The organism is Campylobacter concisus, assembly GCF_003048875.2.
GTDB lineage: Bacteria > Campylobacterota > Campylobacteria > Campylobacterales > Campylobacteraceae > Campylobacter_A > Campylobacter_A concisus_AU.
The window spans coordinates 1,921,078-1,944,012 of sequence record NZ_CP049264.1; the positions used below are offsets into that span (position 1 = coordinate 1,921,078).

General features: G+C 38.7%; 7 protein-coding genes. 3 read left to right on the forward strand and 4 right to left on the reverse strand.

Going from position 1 to position 22,935, the window contains the following annotated elements; translation table 11 throughout:
- The 3 genes from CVT07_RS09640 (at position 1) to CVT07_RS09650 (ending at position 4,691) form a co-directional block, all read left to right on the forward strand.
- Entirely contained in the window at positions 1-1,536 is a 1,536-nt protein-coding gene (locus tag CVT07_RS09640) for a cytochrome ubiquinol oxidase subunit I (RefSeq protein ID WP_107937238.1), read from the forward strand.
- The gene (locus tag CVT07_RS09645) at positions 1,526-2,653 is read left to right on the forward strand and encodes a cytochrome d ubiquinol oxidase subunit II (RefSeq protein WP_225724083.1); all 1,128 of its coding nucleotides are present in this window, start codon (positions 1,526-1,528) and stop codon (positions 2,651-2,653) included. Before CVT07_RS09640 ends, CVT07_RS09645 begins: the two co-directional genes overlap by 11 nt.
- Positions 2,654-2,921: 268 nt before the next feature.
- The gene (locus CVT07_RS09650; protein ID WP_107937242.1) at positions 2,922-4,691 is read left to right on the forward strand and encodes an aryl-sulfate sulfotransferase; all 1,770 of its coding nucleotides are present in this window, start codon (positions 2,922-2,924) and stop codon (positions 4,689-4,691) included.
- 35 nt (positions 4,692-4,726) lie between these two features.
- Here CVT07_RS09650 and CVT07_RS09655 read toward each other — a convergent pair whose 3' ends face one another.
- The 4 genes from CVT07_RS09655 to CVT07_RS09670 form a co-directional block, all read right to left on the reverse strand.
- The gene (locus CVT07_RS09655) at positions 4,727-5,077 is read right to left on the reverse strand and encodes a hypothetical protein (protein WP_107937244.1); all 351 of its coding nucleotides are present in this window, start codon (positions 5,075-5,077) and stop codon (positions 4,727-4,729) included.
- A 67-nt stretch (positions 5,078-5,144) separates the two neighbouring features.
- Entirely contained in the window at positions 5,145-16,556 is an 11,412-nt protein-coding gene (locus CVT07_RS09660; RefSeq protein WP_196375730.1) for a retention module-containing protein, read from the reverse strand.
- A 312-nt stretch (positions 16,557-16,868) separates the two neighbouring features.
- Entirely contained in the window at positions 16,869-21,338 is a 4,470-nt protein-coding gene (locus CVT07_RS09665) for a hypothetical protein (protein ID WP_196375731.1), read from the reverse strand.
- Between the two features lie 159 nt (positions 21,339-21,497).
- The gene (locus tag CVT07_RS09670) at positions 21,498-22,904 is read right to left on the reverse strand and encodes a hypothetical protein (protein ID WP_107935966.1); all 1,407 of its coding nucleotides are present in this window, start codon (positions 22,902-22,904) and stop codon (positions 21,498-21,500) included.
- Positions 22,905-22,935: the final 31 nt, after the last annotated feature.

A 22,935-nucleotide genomic window follows, 5' to 3' on the forward strand; every position in this document is an offset into this window, starting at 1 on the left:
ATGTCTGAGATGGATTTTGTTGATTGGTCTAGGGCTCAGTTTGCGCTGACTGCCATTTACCACTTTTTGTTTGTCCCGCTTACGTTGGGGCTAAGTTTTATCATCGCCATTATGGAGACGATATATGTCAAAACTGGCGATAAGGCCTGGCTTGAGATAACGAAATTTTGGCTAAAGCTCTTTGGTATAAATTTCGCTATCGGCGTTGCTACTGGCATCATCATGGAGTTTGAGTTTGGTACAAACTGGGCGAATTATAGCTGGTTTGTAGGTGATATATTTGGCGCTCCGCTTGCGATAGAAGGCTTGCTAGCATTTTTCATGGAGAGTACATTTTTTGCCATTATGTTTTTTGGCTGGGATAAAGTCAGTAAGAAATTTCACCTGCTTTCAACTTGGCTTGTTGCGATCGGTTCAAATTTAAGTGCACTTTGGATCTTGATCGCAAATGGCTGGATGCAGTATCCAATAGGCATGAAATTTAACCCAGATACAGCTAGAATGGAGATGCAAAATTTCTTCGAAGTCGCACTAAATCCACTTGGCATAACTAAATTTTTACACACAGTAACTAGCGGCTACACTATCTCGGCTCTTTTTGTGATAGGAATTTCTGCTTGGTTTTTGATCCAAAAACGCCACATCTTGCTTGCTAAAAAAAGCATCGTCGTTGCTAGTGCATTTGGCCTTATCACTTCGGCATTTTTGCTACTTAGTGGCGATGAGAGCGCATATCTTGCGGCTCAAAAGCAGCCTATGAAACTTGCAGCCATGGAGGGACTTTACAAGGGCGAGAAAAACGCTGGCCTAGTTGCTGCTGGCATTTTAAACCCAGCTAAAAAGCTTGGCGATGAGAGCGATGCCTTTTTACTTGAGATAAAGGTACCTTACGCACTTGGCATCATGGCAAACAGAGAGCTTGACTCATTTACACCAGGCATAAACGACCTACTTTATGGCAATAGCGAGCACAATCTAATAAGCGTTGAAGAGAAGATGGCAAAAGGCAAAGTCGCTATCGAAGCTCTTAAAAACTACAAAGAGGCTAAAAAAGCAAATGACGAGAGCTTGATGAAAAGCTCACTTTCAAATTTAGAGAGCAACCTAAATTTCTTAGGATATGGCTATCTTAAGGACGCAAAAGATGCTGTGCCGCCAGTTGCACTTACATTTTATAGCTTCCACATCATGGTCGCACTTGGCACTTACTTCATAGCTCTTTTTGTTATCACTCTTTATCTAAATCTCTCAAGAAAATATAAATTTGAAAACATAAGAGCATTTTTGTGGATCTGCCTCTTTACCATACCGCTTGGCTACATCGCAGCTGAGGCTGGCTGGATAGTAGCAGAGGTCGGCCGTCAGCCATGGGCAATACAAGATCTCATGACCGTCGGCGTCGGAGCTACAAATTTATCTGACTCAAATGTCAAAATTTCATTTATATTATTTGCTGTTTTATTTACGGTCTTGCTAATTGCCGAGATCAAGATCATGCTTAAGCAAATAAAGATAGGATTTAACGATCATGCATAGTTTAAGCTTAGAAAATTTACAAATTTATTGGTGGTTTATAGTTAGCCTTCTTGGCGGACTTTTGGTATTTATGATGTTTGTTCAAGGCGGTCAAACGCTCATCTTTAGCCTTGGCAAGGACGAGCTTAAAAAAGATATGCTCATAAATTCTATCGGTAGAAAATGGGAGCTTACATTTACGACGCTTGTTATGTTTGGTGGCGCGTGCTTTGCGGCGTTCCCGCTATTTTACGCTACTAGTTTTGGTGGCGCTTACTGGGTTTGGCTGGCTATTTTATTTTGCTTTATCATCCAAGCTGTAAGCTACGAGTACCGCAAAAAGCCTGATAACTTCTTAGGCGCTAGGACTTATGAAATTTTCCTTTTCATAAATGGCTCGCTTGGTGTTATCCTTATTGGTATGGCGGTTAGTACATTCTTTAGCGGTAGTGACTTTGTGCTAAATGAGCACAACTTTGTCGAGTGGAAAACTCCATTTCGTGGTCTTGAAGCTTTATCAAATCCTTACTTGTACTTGCTTGGCATAGCGATGTTTTTCTTATCTCGCATAGGCGGCTGCTTATATCTTATGAACAACATCGCTGATGGCGAATTTATACAAAACGCTAGAAAACAGCTACTTGTTAATACCGTGCTATTCTTGCCATTTTTCCTAGGATTTCTTGCGTGGATACTTACAAAAGATGGCTTTGCATACGACGCAAACGGCGTAGTTAGCCTTGTTGCTTACAAATACGCTATAAATTTGATCGAGATGCCTATCGCTGGCGTGTTGCTACTTGTTGGCGTGCTTTTGGTGCTTGTTGGAATTTTCCAAGGAGCATTTACAAAAAGCATCCGTGGAATTTTTGCTTACGGCGTTGGCGTTACGCTAGCTGTGACCGCACTATTTTTGATAACAGGACTAAATGGCACAGCATTTTATCCGTCATTTAGCGATCTTTCTAGCTCGCTAACTATCAAAAATGCAAGCTCAAGCCACTACACACTTGGCGTCATGGCCTATGTTAGCTTGCTAGTGCCTTTCGTGCTTGCTTATATCGTCGTAGTTTGGAGAGCGATAGATAGCAAGAAGATCACACAAGATGAGATCAAAAACGATCATCACGCATACTAAGGATAAAAGATGTTAGAAGCAGGAATTTTTTTGATACTTTGGCCAGTAACGCTATTTATTAGCTACAAATTTGTTCTCTTTTCTCTTAAGAAATTTGACGCAAATAACTAAAATTTAGGGGCGTTTCGCTCCTAAATTTACTCTCTATATACTTTAAACAAAAATTTTATATTTATTTTTACCATTTAAGCCATACTTTACCTAAGTGTTATTTCTGCGTTAGTTTTGTGGAGTAAGATATCATTAAATTTCTACAAAAGGAGCGAAAATGAGCAAGAATTTCTTAGGTTCTGTTGCCCTTGCGGCTGTTTTGATTAGTGGTATTAGTGTAGGCGTCACGCCACTGGAGGCTGGTGTCTTGGCTCATCACGTGAAGGTTCAAGGCGAGCTTGGATCAGTCTTTATAAACCCTTACGACGTATCTCCGCTAACTGCTGTCATCGATAGAGCCGGCAAAGACATCAAAGATATCCACGTCAAAGTAAAAGGCAAGCCAGATGGCGGCATAGATATCGACTACAACGTCTCAGAGCATGCCTTACTCACGCATGATGGTGTGCCTATTTGGGGACTTTATCCCGACTATCTAAACGAGGTCGTGCTTAGTTATACATTTAACGGAGCTAAAAAGGTTGAGACATATAAAATTTACGCCCAACCTATCGTCACATATAGCCGTGATTTTAGATTCTCACACATGCAAAAAACTCACGTCAAAAAGGTCGATCCTGCCTTTAAAAACAGGCTCTATCTCATAAACAACACGATCACAAGCATCTATAAACCGCTTGATTGGAAAAATGGTGGAGCTGCTAGCTGGAACGACTTTACCGAAAACTACATCGTAGATACCAAAGGTGAGGTCAGATGGTACCTTGACTATCAGAAATTTTACGACCGTAGCGAGAGAAGAGTGATGGATGGGGGTATGATGATGGGCTTTCATCAGCTAAAAAACGGCGATATCAGCTTTGGCATGGCTCAAAGATATCTTAGATATGATCTAATGGGAAAAGAAATTTACAACCGCCCACTACCTAGAGGCTACATCGACCTAAGCCACGAGGTGATGCCACTAAAAGATGATCACGCACTTCTTAGAGTAGCAAAATACAACTATCATCACAAAAATGGCAAAATTTCTCATACCATAAGAGACCACATCATCGAGGTCGATAACACTGGCAAGGTGGTTGAAGAGTGGGATCTAAATGAAATTTTTGGCAACAACGTTTATCGTAGCAACCTCATAAAAGCACTTGATGCTAGGGCTGTTTGCCTAAATATCGACATGGACGCAAAAGAGATCAAGATAAGCGACGATCAGCCATTTGGCGATGTCACCTCCACTGGCACAGGCAGAAACTGGGCGCATGTAAATTCTATCTCATACGATGAGAGCGATGATAGCATCATCCTTTCGCTTCGTCACCAAGGCATCGTAAAGATAGGACGAGATAAAAAAGTAAAATGGATATTAGCCTCGCCTGAGGGCTGGAGCGAGGACTTTAAAGCAAAAGTGCTAACTCCAGTAGATAGTAAAGGCAACAAGATAAAATGTGAAAACTCAAAATGCGAGGGCGAATTTGACTGGTCATGGACACAGCACACCGCATGGCTAACGCCAAGATACGAAAACAAGGGCGACATAAAACATATAAGCGTCTTTGACAATGGCGACGGCAGGGGCATGGAGCAGCCAGCCTTTAAAGAGGACAAATACTCCCGTGCGGTTGAATACAAGATAGATGAGAAAAAGGGCACGGTTGAGCAGACTTGGCAGTTTGGCAAGGAGCGTGGATTTGACTTTTATAGCGCAGTCACTAGCAATGTCGAGTGGCAAAAGGATAAAAGCACCTACTTTATCTCAAGCTCAAATGTAAATTTACTTCGCCCTGACAAGACTATCAAAATGGTCTTAGTCGAGATCGACCCAAAGACAAATGATATAAAATTTGAGATGGATGTGGATTCTGCATCAAGAGATGATGTCGCTTATAGAGCGATGGTTATCGATCCAGAAGTGTTTAGTTATTAAATTTTGGTGTGAGACCCCCTCTCACACCTAGTGTATTAGTTATTATTTTGAAATTTATAAATTTCTTCTTTGACGCTAGTTAGGTCAAAATTTATCGCTCGCTCTAGCTCTAGCAAGCTTACATCTTTGTCTATCTCAAGAGCTATCGCTATCTCGTTTAGCTCTTTTGCTTCCTCATTTGCGAGGATCGCACTCTTAAAACTAGCCTCATCTATCTGGCCAAATTTTAAAAAGATCGATTTAAATTTATCTTTTAAAATTTCTCTACTTAGCTTTTTATCTTCTAAAGCCTTCTTCGTGCCGCCATTTCTGTTACAGGTTCTAAATATAAAATCTATTGTTTCATTTACTTCATCGAGTAAATTTTTTGTCTTCTCGCTTTGCATACAAACTCCCTTCACCGCAAACAAATTCAAAGCAAGGCAGACTCCCTGCCTTGCTTATATTTTTAGACTAGATAACGTGGATCTCGTCTTTGATTTGAATAGTTACGGTGTTGTTTGTATATGTTGTGTAACCATCTTCTGAAGCACCTTGATGCCATCCATTGCCTTTTAGATCAACTGTATCACCTTTATCGCCTGTGATTTTTAGCGTATGTTTATCATCAGTCACATCTAGGACATCTTTGATACTAACTTCTAGGGTAGTATTTTTAGCACCAGATATATCAAGCTCTTCAAAATTCTTAGCATGATATGAAACATGTTTTAGATCTATAGTATCTTCTGGACTAGATATGATTAGCTTATCATAGCCTTTGCCACCATCAAGGGCACCTTTATCATCTACGCCACTAATTACATGTGCTGCTTTGATAGTTAGAGTATCATCGCCATTGCCTAGATCTATCTTAGCTTTATCTATAGCATCACCTTTGATAGTTACGCTATCGTTGCCATCGCCAGTTGAAATTCCAACTTTGGTAAATATAGTATTTGCTACTGTATCTCCTACTATCACAGTGTCATTACCTGCACCTGTGATGATCTTAGCACCATTAGCAACATCGTCTTTGATCTCTATATAGTCATCGCCTTTACCAGATATAACAGTAGAGTGATCAAGATCTGCAGCCACAATTAATCTATTATTACCATCGCCTAGATCTATCTTAGAGTCCATATTTATCCAACCCCAGCCATTACCGCTCTTATGGATATTTACTACATCATCACCAGAGCCAAGTGTAAATTCTGCTTTATGAGTTATAGTTTTGACATCTATCTCATAGTTATCATTACCATTTAGTTGTGGTTGCAACTCAGTAGAAGCTTTTAGTACTGGTCCGTGTCCTTCTAGCCATAAGCCTGTATCATTATCTCCATAGATAGCTTCAGCATTGATCTTTGTATTTTTAACAGGATCAGCTGGCTTATCACTAAAGTCAAATACTAGATCTTCACTTGCTTGTTTGCCCATATTTCCAGCTTCATCTACTAAATAAGCTTTAGCGCTTAGGTTAAAGCCATTAGCTGTTTTACCAAAAGGTATTAACTCTTTTGATGGATAGGTAATGTTTGCAACAGAAGTTAGATCCACATATCCTCTCTTAAGATCAAGTTCTGTAATAGTTATTGGTTCTTTAACAACACCTTTATTCCATGCTCCAACATTTGAATGAACTTCATAATATAGCTTATCGCCAACTTTAATTAAGCCTTGATCAACTGCCTCTTTTGAGAATCTAGCGCAGCAATATATAACGTTATTTTCGTTAGATATATTATCGCTCCAGCTATATTTACCATCATGGTTTTTATCACCAAGATAATCAATCCTTAAATCAACTATCTTAGTATCAACTGTTACATTAGCTACATATTCAAGGCTAGTGTTACCAGCTTTATCTACTGCTTGGTATGAGATTATATGCTCACCATCGCTAAGAGGATTAGTGATCTTGTATTCCCAATGACCATTTTTATCAGCTTTAGTGGTAACCTCATTCTCATGATGCTCACCATATTTTATGATGATTACAGATCCAGCCTCTGCTGTGCCTTTTAGAAGTGGAGTATTGTCATTAGTAAATTTGTCTTTGACGTTTCCTGTAAAATCAACTACATCGTTGGTTTTTACATTATCTTCGATACTTGTCAAAGTTACCTCAGGCGCTGTAGTATCAACTGTTACAGTGATTGGACTTGAAGACTCACTCTCTTTGCCAAATACATTTTTAGCAATTGCTGTGATCTTATAGTCGCCATCAGCCCATGGAGAATTCTCCTTTGGTTCGTAGTGCCAATTACCGTTAACATCCACTGAGATATTATCAGCAATTACTGTATCGCCATTTTTAAGAGTGATGGTTGTGCCAGCTTCAGCTTTACCTACCAACGTAGGGGTTTTGTCATTTGTTATAGCTATAGTTCCTTCTAAGACATTACCAGTTGTATCTCCAGCGTTTATGTCGGTTGGGTTCTTTGGATCTATGCCATACTCATTATCTAGAACTGCTATGATAGTTGGAGCTTTTGGAGCAAAACCTACTATTTTTACTGCATCCATAGAACCTTCACTTACATTACCTGCATCATCGACTAGTCTATAAGATGGAGTTTGGAAGCCTCTTGATTTTGGCATATCGATGCTAAATTCATCTCTTTCTATAAAGCCTTTAGCTATATCTTGCGCAGTTACTTTAAAGATATCTGTCCAAGTTTTAGCGTCGCTTCCAAGAATTTGAACCCTATCGCCTGCTTTTACAGTATTTTCTGGGATGTCGATAACCCATTTAAGCTTGCCATCTTTTAGAGCTGAAGCATCAGCTATGTCTATCTTCTTATCGCTATTTATATCAGTTGTTATCTTAACTGTTGGAGCGCCAATAGTTGTATCAACATCTACACTTGACCACTCTGATACAGCGCTTCTGTTGCCTGCTCTATCGGTTGTTTGAACTTTAAGAGTATGTACTCCATCTTCTAGTGCAGCATGCACTTCGCCACCCCAGTTTAAGTTTGCCTCAAATGTATATTCCCAGTTGCCGTCTTTATCAGCTGTAACTGTTACTTCTTTGCCATCTTTAAATACTAGTTTATCATCTACCATTATCTTAACAGTTGAGAATGCCTCAGCTGTACCTTTTAGAGTTGGCAAGTTGTCATTTGTAAGAGCATTTTTAACATTACCCACAACACCACCAGCAACATCATCGATGATCTCAGTTATAACTGGCTGTGTAGTGCTTATATCAACATTTACAGTTGCAACATTTGATGGATTGCTAACATTACCAGCTTTATCAGTTGCGATAGCTACTACATTATACTCGCCCTCAGCAAGTGGAGATTTTGGAGTAAATTCCCAGTTACCATTTGCATCAGCTTTTATAATGATGTCTTTGTTAATAATGTCATTGCCATTTTTAAGAACGATAGTTGAACCAGCCTCAGCTGTACCTTTAAATGTCGGTGTAGTGTCATTTGTAAAGCCGTCATTTACACCAAGTATATTTCCGCCATTTTCAACACCACCCCACCAGTTATCTGTTACTGCAGTGATAACTGGAGCATCGATATGAGTATCAACGTCTATGCTTACTAGAGCAGATGGTTGGCTATTGTTACCAGCTACGTCAGTCGCTTGAGCTTCGAAGTTGTGGTGTCCATCGCTTAGTTTAGGTGTTGTAAATTCCCAGTTGCCATCTTTATCAGCTACTGCAGTCCAGTTGCTGATAACTTCACCATTCTCAAATCTATAACTACCTCTACCATCGATCTTGATCTCAACAGTCGCAAATGGCTCAGCTGTGCCTTTTAGAGTTGGAGTATTGTCGTTAGTTAAGCCACCCTTAACATCACCATTTTCTACGCCACCAGCTACATTATCAATGATCTTAGTGATGACTGGTTCATCAGAGTGAAGATCGATCTTGATAGTTGCAGCATCTGAAGGAGCGCTTACTTTACCAGCTGCATTTGTTGCAGTTGCTGTTATGCTGTAATCACCCTGAGCAAGTGGAGTTTTTGGAGTAAATTCCCATGATCCATTAGCTTTTACAGGGATATCATCAGCGATAACATCATTACCATTTTTAAGAGTGATAGTTGTGCCTGGTTTTGCTGTGCCTTTAAATGTAGGCGTGCTATCATTTGTTAAGCCACCTTTAACGTCTTCGTTAAATTTACCACCCCTTTGATCATCAATTATTTCTGTGATAACTGGAGCTTCTGGAGCTTTAGTATTCTCACTATCTTCACCTATCACCTTGCTATCCTTGCCTGGGTTGTTAGGGTTATTTGGATTGATGATCTCTGCTGTTACATTGTTATCTTTGCCTGGGTTTAGATCAACTGGGATATCAATCTTACCTTTATCGATATCATCTTGATTGATTGGTTTTTCAGTCTTTTTGCCATTGTCATCAGTAACAACTACTTTATCACCTGGTTTTACTGAACCATCTTTTGGTATAGTAACTTCTACTGTTGTTTTACCAGCATCTTTATCACCAGCTTTGTTTTCATCATCAGAAATTTTGCCATCTTTGTTTGTATCTTCTGGGAATTTAATTTCTGGGTTGCTTGGTTTTCTGCTAAATTCGCTGTCAAGTTGTACGTTAGCATGTATAGCTGTGCTTTGGTTACCAACTAGATCGACTATTCTATAGCTTGGGCTTTCGAAGTGTTTTCCTGATAAAGTTGCTTCGTATTCAAAGCTTTTACCTAGATCGTCATTTGATAAGACTTTTTCGGTCTTCCACCTACCATCTTTTCCAAGTACTTGAAGAACATCACCTGCGCTTACAGTGCCATCTTTTGGTATCTCTACTTCCCAGTGGATCTTACTATCTTTTAAATTCTTAGCTTCATCTACGCTTAGAACTCCATTGTTATCTGCATCTTCTTTTATAGATACTTTTGGAGCGCCGATAGTTGTATCAACTTCTAGTGCTGAAGTTGCTTCGCTAGTGTTGCCAGCTGCATCTGTCACTACTGCTTTTATAACGTGAACACGGCCAACAAGATCTGCTAGTGGCTCTTTATAGTCGCTTGGTTTAAATTCCCAGTTACCATCTTTGTCAGCTGTGGCTCTACCAAACTCTTTATTATTATCATAAAGAACTACTTCTTGATTTGCATCAGCTGTACCCTTTATAGTTGGCTTGTTGTCATTTGTGTTAGTGCCTGCAACATTGCCTTTATAAACGCCACCCTCTACGTTATCAATGATACCTGTGATCTTGACATTTGGAGCTGTAAAGTCTGAGTCTATGCTACCAGATACTTCTTTACTAGCATTACCTGCTTGATCAACGATCTTAGCTGTTACGCTTGAAGCTTTGCCATCAACAACTGGTACTTTGATCTCTACATATCCAGTTACTCTGTCATTGTAAGTAATAGTATGTGTTTTTTCCTCACCATTTATAGTGTAGTGGATCACATCATTTTCTTCAGCATCACCTGGGACAGAAATTTGAGCTTTTGTGCTAGTGCTATCACCATCTTTGCTATTTTCAGCTTTATTTAGCTTGCCATCTTTTGGATTTACATCTTCAACAAATGTGATTGTTGGTTCTGATGGAGCTATTAGATCAGCATTAACTACTACAACCTCTGAGAAGTCTGAGATATTTCCTGCTTTATCTTGTGCTCTTGTAGTATATTTATACTCACCATCTCCTAGTTCAGGTAGTTCAAATTTCCAACCACCATGATTATCAGCTGTGACTGTTCCTATAGCTGTTTTCTCGCCATTTAGCTCACTAATCTCATATATAGTGATAACTGAATCAGGCTCAGCATATCCTTCAAGAGTTGGTGTGCTGTCATTTGTTAGAGCAACTTTTGTTTTAGCGTCTAAAACGTTGCCAGTTTGGCTATCTACATTGTCATTTACAGCGTCTATTACAGGAGCATCTGCAAATGTATCAACATCAAGTGAAACTCTATCAGATGTTGATTTGTTGCCTACTTTATCTGTAGCAACTGCTTCAAAGTAGTGCTCTCCATCACTCATAGCTTCAGTTGGAGTAAAGCTCCATTTGCCATTAGCGTCAGCTGTTACTTTACCAACTAGAGTTTTTTCTGTGGTTGTGTAGAAGCTCTCATAAATTTCTACTGTTGCGCCTGGTGCTGCACTACCTTTGAATGTTGGTAGGTTATCGTTTGTTAAATGACCTTTTACATCAAGAACGTTACCAACTTTAGTATCTTCTCCATAGCCCTTAACATCATCAATGATCTCATCAATTGTTACTTTAACAGTGCTTGAAGCCTCACCTATCACCTTGCTATCCTTGCCTGGGTTGTTAGGGTTATTTGGATTGATGATCTCTGCTGTTACATTGTTATCTTTGCCTGGGTTTAGATCAACTGGGATATCAATCTTACCTTTATCGATATCATCTTGATTGATTGGTTTTTCAGTCTTTTTGCCATTGTCATCAGTAACAACTACTTTATCACCTGGTTTTACTGAACCATCTTTTGGTATAGTAACTTCTACTGTTGTTTTACCAGCATCTTTATCACCAGCTTTGTTTTCATCATCAGAAATTTTGCCATCTTTGTTTGTATCTTCTGGGAATTTAATTTCTGGGTTGCTTGGTTTTCTGCTAAATTCGCTGTCAAGTGAAAGGCTAGCTTTTGATGAGTCACTAACATTGCCAGCTTCATCAGCAAATCTATACTCTGGAGTCTCATATTTTCCATCTTTTAATTTGTTGATACCTACGTTAAATGTAGCTTCAAATCTACCATCTTTGATCATCTCATCAGTAATCTCAACAAATTTAACCCAATTACCTTTGCCATCGATTGACTGGATCACGTCGCCAGCTTTTACGCTACCATCTGTTGGGATGTCGATAACCCAGTGAGCTTTACCATCTTTTATAGCAGCTACTTCAGCTACACTTAAAACACCGTCATTGTTTGTATCTTCTACAAATCTAACTTTTGGATTGCCTATTGTTGTATCAACATCTACGCTTGCTTCTACAGATTTAGCGCTATGTCCTAGTTTATCAGTCGCTTCTACAACAAATTTATGCTCGCCATCGCCAAGTTTAGTTCTAGGAGTAAATTCCCAGCTGCCATCAAAGCCTGCTTTTGTAGTGCCTGCTATCTTACCATCAACAAATACTTTTATATCTGCACCAGCTTCAGCGCTACCTTTTAGTGTTGGAGTATTGTCGTTTGTAACTTTACCTTTAACATCGCCATTTTCTACGCCACCAGCTACATTATCAACGATCTCTTTGATCTCTGGTATGTTAGTTGCAGTATCAACTGTTAAGCTTACAACGTTTGAATTTTGAACTGGGTTTTTGACATAGTCTTGCATACTAGCTTCAACAGTATAGTCGCCATCATTTAGTGGTTTATCTACTGTGATAGACCAGTCGCCAAGGCTATCTTCTACATAAACTTCACCACTCCATACTACCTTGCCACTGCTATCTTTTACGCTAACAGTTACAGTTGAATAAGGCTCTGCAAAACCGTTTATAGTTGGAGTATTATCTTTTGTAGCACCTTCATAAGCACCATTTAGAGCGTCATCACCGTTGTCATCTGTTACACTAGTGATTACTACTTTACCTGGATTAGTATCTACTTTTATAGTTTCAATATCTGAAGTATTTTTATTGCCTATCTTATCAGTTGCCTCTACATAGAATGTATGATCGCCATCGCTAAGTTTAGTTCTTGGTGTAAATTCCCAGCTACCATCAAGACCAGCTTTTGTAGTACCTGCTATCTTACCATCAACAAATACTTTTATATCTGCACCAGCTTCAGCGCTACCTTTTAGTGTTGGAGTATTGTCATTTGTCCAGTTATTTTTAGAGCTTATATCACCTGTATCACCTTCAACATCATCAATGATCTCTTTAATGACTGGTTTATCAGTTGCATTGTCTATTGTTAGGCTTACAACGTTTGAGTTTTGAACTGGGTTTTTGACATAATCTTGCATACTAGCTTCAACTGTATAGTCGCCATCTTTTAACGCTACTGGTACATCAATATGCCAATCGCCAAGACTATCTTCTATATATACTTCATCGCTCCATACTACTTTACCGCTACTATCTTTTACGCTAACAGTTACAGTTGCGTACTGCTCACCTGTACCCCAAATAGTTGGAGTATTGTCTTTCATAGCACCTTCATAAGCACCGTTTAGAACGTCATCACCGTTGTCATCTGTTATTCTAGTGATTACTACCTCGCCTGGATTAGTATCTACTTTTATCCAAGAAATTCCTGAGTTCTCGCTTACATTGCCAGCTTCATCTGTTGCGATAGCATAGAATGAATGTTTGCCGTCGCTTAGTTTGTCGGTTGTATACTCCCACTCACCTTTTTCGTTAGCTTTTACACTACCTGCTTTTCTACCATCTACATAGACATCAACGGTTGCACCAGCCTCAGCACTACCTTTTAGTGTTGGGGTATTGTCATTTGTCCAGCCAATTCTTTCGTTTTTCACGTTGCCTGTATCCCCTTCAACATTATCTATAATTTCATTAATTACTGGTTTAGAAGTATGAAGATCTATTGTTACAGTAGCTACATTTGATGCATTGCTTACATTACCAGCTTTATCTGTTGCAGTTGCTGTTATATTATATTCACCTTCAACAAGTGGGCTCTTTGGTGTAAATTCCCATGATCCATCAGCTTTTACAGGGATGTTTTCAGCGATGATATCATTACCATTTTTAAGAGTGATAGTTGAGCCAGCCTCAGCTGTACCTTTAAATGTAGGCGTGCTATCGTTTGTAGTGCCACCTTTAACATCTTCGTTAAATTTACCGCCCTTAACATCATCTATTACTTCTGTGATGATCGGAGCATCTGGAGCTGTTTTATCAGTAAAGTCTGTATTGCCAGCTGTTCCTTCGCCGTTACCTTTGTTGCCAGCTTTATCAGTTACTTCAACATTTACTTTATCACCTGGTTTGATTGGGTCAGTAGTGATTTCAAAATCTCCCTTATCATCAGTTGTACCAGTGCCGATTGTTTTACCGTCCTTGTCTGTAACAACTACTGGAGCATTTGGCTCATCTGAATGACCTTTTACGATACCTTTATCTGGGTTGCCATCAGCTGGGTTATTTGTATCAACTGGAGTTACCTCTTTAACTTCTACGCTTGGAGGTGTATTATCAACAAATTCTGTATCCCCTGCAGTCTCTGTATCACTACCTTTATTGCCAGCTTTATCAGTTACTTCTACTTTTACCTTATCACCTGGTTTGATTGGAGTAGTAGTGATTTCGAAATTTCCTTTGTCATCAGTTGTGCCAGTACCTATTGTTTTACCATTTTCATCAGTAACAACAACTGGAGCATTTGGCTCATCTGATTTACCTTTTACGATACCTTTATCTGGAGTACCATCTGATGGATTAGTCTCATCTACTGGAGTTACAGTATCGATATCTACTTTTGGAGCTGTATGATCATTTGGATGCTCTATATTGCCAGCTATAGCCATATCTGTACCTGCGTTACCAGCTTTGTCTATTGCTTGAACAACTACTGGAGTACCTGGTTGAACAGCTTTATCTAGTTGAATTAAGAAGTCGCCTGAACTGTTAGCGTGACCTTTTCCTATAATGTTGTTGTTTTCATCTCTAAATAATATCTCAGCATTTGGAGTATCTGTATGACCTGTTCCCATAGTTAGCTCTGCTGTATCATCAGCTTTGCTATTAGTATCAATTGGAGTGATTTTAACATTGTCAAGTTTTGGAGCGATTGAGTCTAGATCGATTGTAGCTTCATTGCTTGGTGTGCTCTTGCCAAATTTATTCTCAGCAGTTGCTGTAAATTTATGCTCGCCTTGTTTAGTAAGCTCTGGTGTAAATTCCCATGAACCATTAGCTTTAGCTGTTGTCTCACCTATTCTGTCGCCATTATCATAAATTTCTACTTTTGAGCCAGCTTTTGCAGTGCCTTTGATAGTTGGAGTTTTATCATTTGTTAAATGACCTTTTACATCAAGAACGTTACCAACTTTAGTATCTTCTCCATAGCCCTTAACATCGTCTATTATCTCATTGATTACTGGAGCTTCTGGAAGATCTTTATGTGAAATCTCTGTATCCCCTGCAGTCTCTGTATCACTACCTTTATTGCCAGCTTTATCAGTTACTTCTACTTTTACCTTATCACCTGGTTTGATTGGAGTAGTAGTGATTTCGAAATTTCCTTTGTCATCAGTTGTGCCAGTACCTATTGTTTTACCATTTTCATCAGTAACAACAACTGGAGCATTTGGCTCATCTGATTTACCTTTTACGATACCTTTATCTGGAGTACCATCTGATGGATTAGTCTCATCTACTGGAGTTACAGTATCGATATCTACTTTTGGAGCTGTATGATCATTTGGATGCTCTATATTGCCAGCTATAGCCATATCTGTACCTGCGTTACCAGCTTTGTCTATTGCTTGAACAACTACTGGAGTACCTGGTTGAACAGCTTTATCTAGTTGAATTAAGAAGTCGCCTGAACTGTTAGCGTGACCTTTTCCTATAATGTTGTTGTTTTCATCTCTAAATAATATCTCAGCATTTGGAGTATCTGTATGACCTGTTCCCATAGTTAGCTCTGCTGTATCATCAGCTTTGCTATTAGTATCAATTGGAGTGATTTTAACATTGTCAAGTTTTGGAGCGATTGAGTCTAGATCGATTGTAGCTTCATTGCTTGGTGTGCTCTTGCCAAATTTATTCTCAGCAGTTGCTGTAAATTTATGCTCGCCTTGTTTAGTAAGCTCTGGTGTAAATTCCCATGAACCATTAGCTTTAGCTGTTGTCTCACCTATTCTGTCGCCATTATCATAAATTTCTACTTTTGAGCCAGCTTTTGCAGTGCCTTTGATAGTTGGAGTTTTATCATTTGTTAAATGACCTTTTACATCAAGAACGTTACCAACTTTAGTATCTTCTCCATAGCCCTTAACATCGTCTATTATCTCATTGATTACTGGAGCTTCTGGAGCTTTAGTATTCTCACTATCTTCACCTATCACCTTGCTATCCTTGCCTGGGTTGTTAGGGTTATTTGGATTGATGATCTCTGCTGTTACATTGTTATCTTTGCCTGGGTTTAGATCAACTGGGATATCAATCTTACCTTTATCGATATCATCTTGGTTGATTGGTTTTTCAGTCTTTTTGCCATTGTCATCAGTAACAACTACTTTATCACCTGGTTTTACTGAACCATCTTTTGGTATAGTAACTTCTACTGTTGTTTTACCAGCATCTTTATCACCAGCTTTGTTTTCATCATCAGAAATTTTGCCATCTTTGTTTGTATCTTCTGGGAATTTAATTTCTGGGTTGCTTGGTTTTCTAGTGGTTTCTGGATCGATAGTAGTACCAGTGCCTGCTGTATCGTCATCACTACCACCACGACCGCTATCTAAACCGCCACTTTTACCCTCAACTGGACCTGCAAAAGATGCAGCACCTAAAGGATTGATAGCACTTGTGCTAGCGCTTATGTTTGAGTAGTGTCCGCCATGCTCAAATCTTGTCTCGCCAAGACTCATGCCATCACCACGACCGCCGCTATTGCCACCAGCTGCTGTCTCTTCTAGATCTTCTAAATTTGCACCATTTAACAATGCTTTTTGAAGTGCTGCTACTTGTGAATCAGCAGCAGTTGCCTTTGGATCGAGACTTAGCGTATCTTCACCGATCATTGATAGCTCTTTTCCATTATTTGTCGCTATCACAACCTTAGAATCAGCTGAAGTTGTTTTTACCGTCTCACCTTCATAAAGGCTATCACCAACTTTTAGTACTCTTTGGTTACCACTTTTATCTACTGCGATAACCTCAGCAGAACCTGATATAGACTTGATTGTGCCTAGTTTCTTTGCCATGTTAATTCCTTTTGGGCTAAATTAATTTTGGCATTATTTTATAACTATTAGGAGAAATTGTAAATTGTACCTAGGTACAATATAGTTACATTATTTTAATATGTGTTACATTTAGAAAATTTTTTATAATTAATAGATGATATTTCTATGACGCTTATATAAATTTTAATTTTCTAGTAAGAATTGATTAATGATATTTTAAGTTACAAATGTTTTATTTGATCGTAGTAAATTTTAAAAGAATAATAGAATTTATAGAAAATATTTGTAAATTTATATAGAAGAAATTTAGACCCAAAAAGGGTCTAAATTTTAAAGATCGACGTGGATGTTTTCTTTCACATCGATATAAGCTGTAGTTGTGCCGTAATTCGCTTCATATCTTTCAAAGCCCTCTACTGCATTAGCAGCAGATTTACTAAAGCCTTCAAGTTTTACTCCGCCACTTGCCTCGGTTATTTGAAGCAAATTATTACTATGTTCGTGTCCGACATCAAGCATATCAGCTATATCAAGAGCTTTTAGAGTGACCTTTTCATTGCTAGTAACCTTTAACTCTTCAAAGCTCTTAACCTTTGTAAAGTCTATCTGACCATCAACCAAAAGCGTATCGTGATCATAGCGACTTCTATTGTCTGAGTATCCACCAAGAATGCTAGTGCCACCCTCAAGCTTCATATCTTTAGATATAAAGACACTATCACTGCCATCCGATAGATCTATTTTAATATTAGTTAAGCTTCCAGATCTTAGCTCCAAATAATCTTTTGCATTTTCATGTCCACTCAAAATCCAGTTCGCATGGTGTTCAGCTGGCAAACCACTAGCTGATGCGTGAGTATCTTCAACTACCACATGCATTTCATTTATATAAGCCATGATATCTACATCTTTTAGGGTAGATGACTTTAAATTTATATCTGTATGATAAGTTTCTCCAAATGAAGGGACTCTACTGCCTCCATTTAGTTCTACATTATCAAGGTTTGAGCTATCTATATTTATAGTACCTTTTGATGATCCTGCATAGATCGCACTTTTTTCTGCTGATGTTGTTGAGTTAATGTCAGTGTATTTGATATTTATAACGTCTTCATCGCCTTTAATTAATTCATTACTAACCCATTGTATGGCACCATTAAACTTATTAGCATTAGTGCTTATGTGAATATCTGTCATTTTTACATGATCAGCTTTTGTACCTGTTATATTTAAGATATCGCTGTTAATGCCAAGATAGATGGTCTCTTTGTTAAAAACTCCACCATTTATATTTATGACGTCATTGCCAAAGCCTGCATTGATCTCAACTTTTTCGTGTGTTCCGCCATTTATATTTATAGTATCGTTCTCGTTACGGGTGTCGATAGTGACATTATTTAAATTTGAGTTATTGATTTCAACCTTATCTTTTCCAGTATTAGTTCTAATATCAAGCCAATTTAAATTTGAACTATTGATATTGACCTCAGTGTCTCCAGAGTTACTATATACTTCACTAAAATGGATCTTACTAGGTTCTTCTCCTTCTTTATGACTTACGGTTGCATTGTTGAAATTTAAGACATTATCTCCATTTTGAAGATACTCTACATCAAAGCGTTTGTCGTTGTGAAATTCGCTATTTACAGTTGTTATATGGTCATTATCTATGATGCCACCCTCATACGTATATTTAGCGTTATCTATACTAAATTCTAAGATCACACTCTCGCTGTAGTAGTGATTGTTTTCAACGCCCTTATCTGCATCTTTAAATAACTTTTCTTTATCCCAGCTCTCATAAAATTTTTCACTATTTTCAGACAAAAGCTTGCCTTCATTTAGCTCTTTATCGTCTATTACATTTGCACGAACAACTACTTTGTTGATATCGCCCGCTCTTAGACCTTTTATGACGCCACTACTATCTAGGTCTATCCAGTTTTCATTATCAAGTGAGTACTGAATTTTATCGTAGTCTTTGCCGTAAGTCGCCTCTCCACTAAATTTAAGCTTCACATCGATTTTTTGATCCGCGTCAGCCTCTGCCACTTCACCCCTTAGCTCAAATATTAAATTGTTATGTTCCCACATATTCGATTTTTCATGGTTTTCGATCTGAAAGCCTCGTTTGCCATATATGCCTATGTCTTTTACATATTTTGAGTCGTATTCATTTATATATTCTGGCTCTGGATCAGGCGTAGGCTGTGGTTCAGGTTTTGGCTCTGGTTGCGGAGCTGGTTCTGGTTTTGGCTCTGGTTTAGGCTCAGGTTGTGGAGCTGGATTTACAGGCTCGACTGGCTCAATAGGAGTAGGCTCTGGCTTAGCACCAAGATCGACATTGATACCATCTTTTACATCTATATAGCCTTTCTCCGTATAAGATCTACCGTTATTTTGAAAACCAAAGTCGGCCTCATATCTTGTAAAGCCTTCTTTTAAACCTCTTCCATACTCTGAAAGCTTAAAGCCTGCTAGCTCTACTCCGCCAGCTGCCTCTGTAACTGTCAAGATATGTTTGCTATCATTATTTTTAATGTCAAGCATATCATATAGATCTTCTAGTTTTAGGCTGACCTTCTCTTTGCCAGTCACTTGTAGCTCTTCAAAGCTCTTAAATTTATTAAAATCAACATTACCATCTATCACAAGCGTATCGGTTTTGTAGTCAGTACCACCATTTATCGCAGTGTAGCCATTAAGCTTCATATCCTTTGTGACGATGACTTTATCTTCGCCGTTGCCAAGATTAACCGTCATATCGTTTAATGTGCCTGATCTTAGCTCTAAAGTATCATCTGTATCTGCAAAATTCCACTTTGTGGCATTTTCTGGGTAGTTGCCATTTATCTTTGTATCTTCAACTACTACGTGAGTTTTGTAGATAGTGTTGAGATTTACATCATCTAGGGTAGATGATTTCAAATTTAGATCGAAATTTAGTGGGTTTCTATTTACATCGGTACCTGTGTTTGTCTCTGTACCTATGTTGATACCTTTTAAATTTGAGTTTTCAACATTTATGGTGTTGTTTTTCGCCTCTGCCTCGATGTGGTTGGCTGAATTTTTATATGTTGAGTCGATATCAGCGTATTTGATATTTATCTCATCTTTCTCGCCTGAGCCAGTTCTTAGGTACATATCTGTCATTTTCACATGATCATCTTTTGTGCCATTTAAATTTAATACATCGTTTCCGCTATCAAGCGTGAAGCCACTTTGATAAGGATCGGTGCCTATGTAAGTTCCGCCGTTTAAATTTACAGTGTCGTTGTCTGCACCAGTTTCGACGTGAAGTCTTTCGTGTCTTCCACCATTTATATTTATGGTGTCATCTCCGCCTTGGGTGTTGATATTTAGCCAGTTTAAATTTGAGTTATCGGCATTGATGGTATCTTTACCTTCATTAAGATAGCTGCCATCGCCAAAGACTATAGTGCTAGCCACGTCACCAGCTTTGTGGTTTATCGTCGCATCTTTGAAATTTAGTGTATTGTCGCCATTATCTTTAAATGTAACGTCAAAAGATTTATCATTATTAAACTGGTTATTTACAGTGATATCATGATCATTATCTACTATTTTTTCGCTATTTGATGCTTTTAAGCCACCTATGCTAACTTCTAGCGAAACGCTCTCTTTAAAGTAGCCATTGTTTTCTACGCCCTTATCTACATCTGTGAAAATTTTCTCTGATGTGTCAAGTGTGCCTTCATTTTGGTCGTGATCGTTTGCCACTTCAACACGCACGCTTACTTTATTTATATCGCCAGCTCTTACATCTTTTATCACGCCACTATCATCTAGCTTTTGCCAAGTTTTACCACCATCTAGCGAGTACTCTGCATTTTCATAGTCTTTGCCAGCAGTTGCCTCTCCGCCAAATTTAAGCGTCACATCTACCTTTTTATCAGCATCAGCCTCCGCTACTTCACCTTTTAGGTTGTACTCTAGGTATGATTTGTCGTTTGAGCTTCTTGGGTCTGAACTCTTTTCGTAGCCAAATTCTGACTTATCTTCAACCGAGATATTTTTAACTATATCTTTGCTCTCGTCAGGTTTTGGCTCAGGTTGTGGGGTCGGCTCTGGTTTAGGCTCAGGTTTTGGTTGTGGTTCTGGAGTTGGCTCAGGTTTTGGTTCTGGTTTTGGCTCCGGAGTTGGCTCAGGTTTTGGCTCCGGTTGTGGGGTTGGATTTTCTGGTTCTGGTTTTGGTTCTACTGGCTCAACCGGTTTAGGCTGCGGAGTTGGAGCTGGATTTTCTGGTTGTGATGGCTCAACTGGGGCTACAGGTGCAATGGCAGAATTTATATCACTATCTGAACCATCAAAAACATCACTACCGCCACCTTTTACCTCTTGGTTAGTTAGTTTTACAGCGCCAAAAGTATCTGAAAGTGATCTAAAGCTAGCTGATACATCAGAGCTTTCATGACCGCCATGCTCAAACCTTGTCTCGCCAAGGCTCACGCCGTCACCGCCTCTGCCACCGCTATTGCCACCAGCGGCACTCTCTTCGAGATTTGCTAAATTTTCACCTTTTAAAAGGGCTTTTTGTATAGCTGCTACCTCTTTGTCTGAGCTAAGGTCGTTATTTAAATTTAGAGTTTCGCCATCTTTTAGCTCAAACTCCTTGCCGTCGTTTGATGCGATAGTTACCTTTGCGCCGTTTGCTTTAACAACATCGCCCTCGTATAAACTATCTCCCGCGACAACAACTCTTTCGTTGCCATTTTTATCTATAACTACTACTTCCTTGGAGCCAAGAATGTTTTTAATAACACCTACTTTAACAGCCATCGCTGCCTCCTTTAAAATCAATTTGACACATTATAAATATTTCTTTTAAATATAAAGTAATATAAATATGATGTTAATTCTTAAGATTACTCTGTTGCAGTGGGTTTTAAAAATTAAGTTTTGATAAATGTAAGCAAGATCCCAAAAGGGATCTAAATTTTAAAGATCGACGTGAATGTCCTCTTTTATATCTATATAGACTGTGCCTTGATGCTCGCTACCGTCTGCTAAGTGCGTATTATAGGTACTTTCATATCTGTGGTAGCCATTTTCTGCTCCGCTAGTTTCGCTAAAACCATTAAGTTTTACAGTGCCATGGGCTTCACTAAATTTAACTACATTAGAGCCATTGTCTAAAATGTCACTCAAATGAGCCACATCATTGCCATTTAATGTCACATAAGCACCGCTCGTTACTTTTAATTCTTCAAAACCAGAGACTTTTGAGAAGTCGATATTATTATCAAGCACAAGAGTATCATAGCCCTTGCCACCAAATATTTGAGTATTATTATCTATATCTGTTCTTGTCATAGTTAAACTAACTGTATCGTCTCCACCACCTAGATAAAATTTAGAATTTTTTATGATAGCTGATGTCACATTTAAAGTATCGTTTTGATTATCTGAGAAGTAAAATTCGTTATTTTTACCATGAAATTCTGAGTCGTCTATATGCATATTGACTTTGTTATTTCTGCCGTCAAATTTAACGTCACCCATAAATTTTGGCCCAAGAAAATTCATATCAAAAAGCGGTGTGTGGTCTAAATTTGCGTGCGAGCCTTTTATATCTATCTCGCCGTCTCCACCGCATACTTTTATATTCATAGTGGTCTTTTCGCCGTCGTTTGCTTCGATAGTAGTGTGTCCGTTAAAGATAGTGTTGTCCATATTTAGCGTATCTACTTCGTTTGGATTTGTAAAACTTGAAAGAGAAATTTTCGTATCACCAAAAAAGCCCACCCAGTCGGTGTTTATAGTGTCATTTCCTCCGCCAAGCCTTATATCTGCACCGTTTTTGATTTCACATCTTTGGATATCTATAACGTCGTTATCTAGACCTGTATGAATGGCAGCATTTTCCATCGTCGCACCATAAATTTTCACGCTATCATCGCCGTCATTTGTATATAAAAGCGTATGATCTTTTATGCCGACGTTGTTTCTTATCTCTATATCGTCATTGCCGGCTCCAGCGTCAAATCTAAGCCCTCTAACCTCGATATTATCGTGAATTCTTAGCTTGTTGTCGCCATCTCCTGCGTCTATCTTGGCATCATTTATGATAGATCTTGTCATATCGACTATGTCGTTGCCATTGTCAAAACGCACATCGTTTGCACTCGTGGTTGCGTCTGCGATGTTTAAAATTTGATCCTGCGCTTTTGGCCTTGCATCTGCCACCCTTCGTCCGTATAGCTCAGCAAGAAATTTTTCAGGCTCAAGTATCTCAAGTGACTTTATCTCCTCTATGATCCTCACGTGAGGGTCGTTTTGCCCGCCATTTTGGCTCACGCCACCGCTTAAATTTAACCCCTCTTTGTCGGCTACTTCTACGCTCATATTAATCCTTTCTTAAAAAAATTGACTTTTG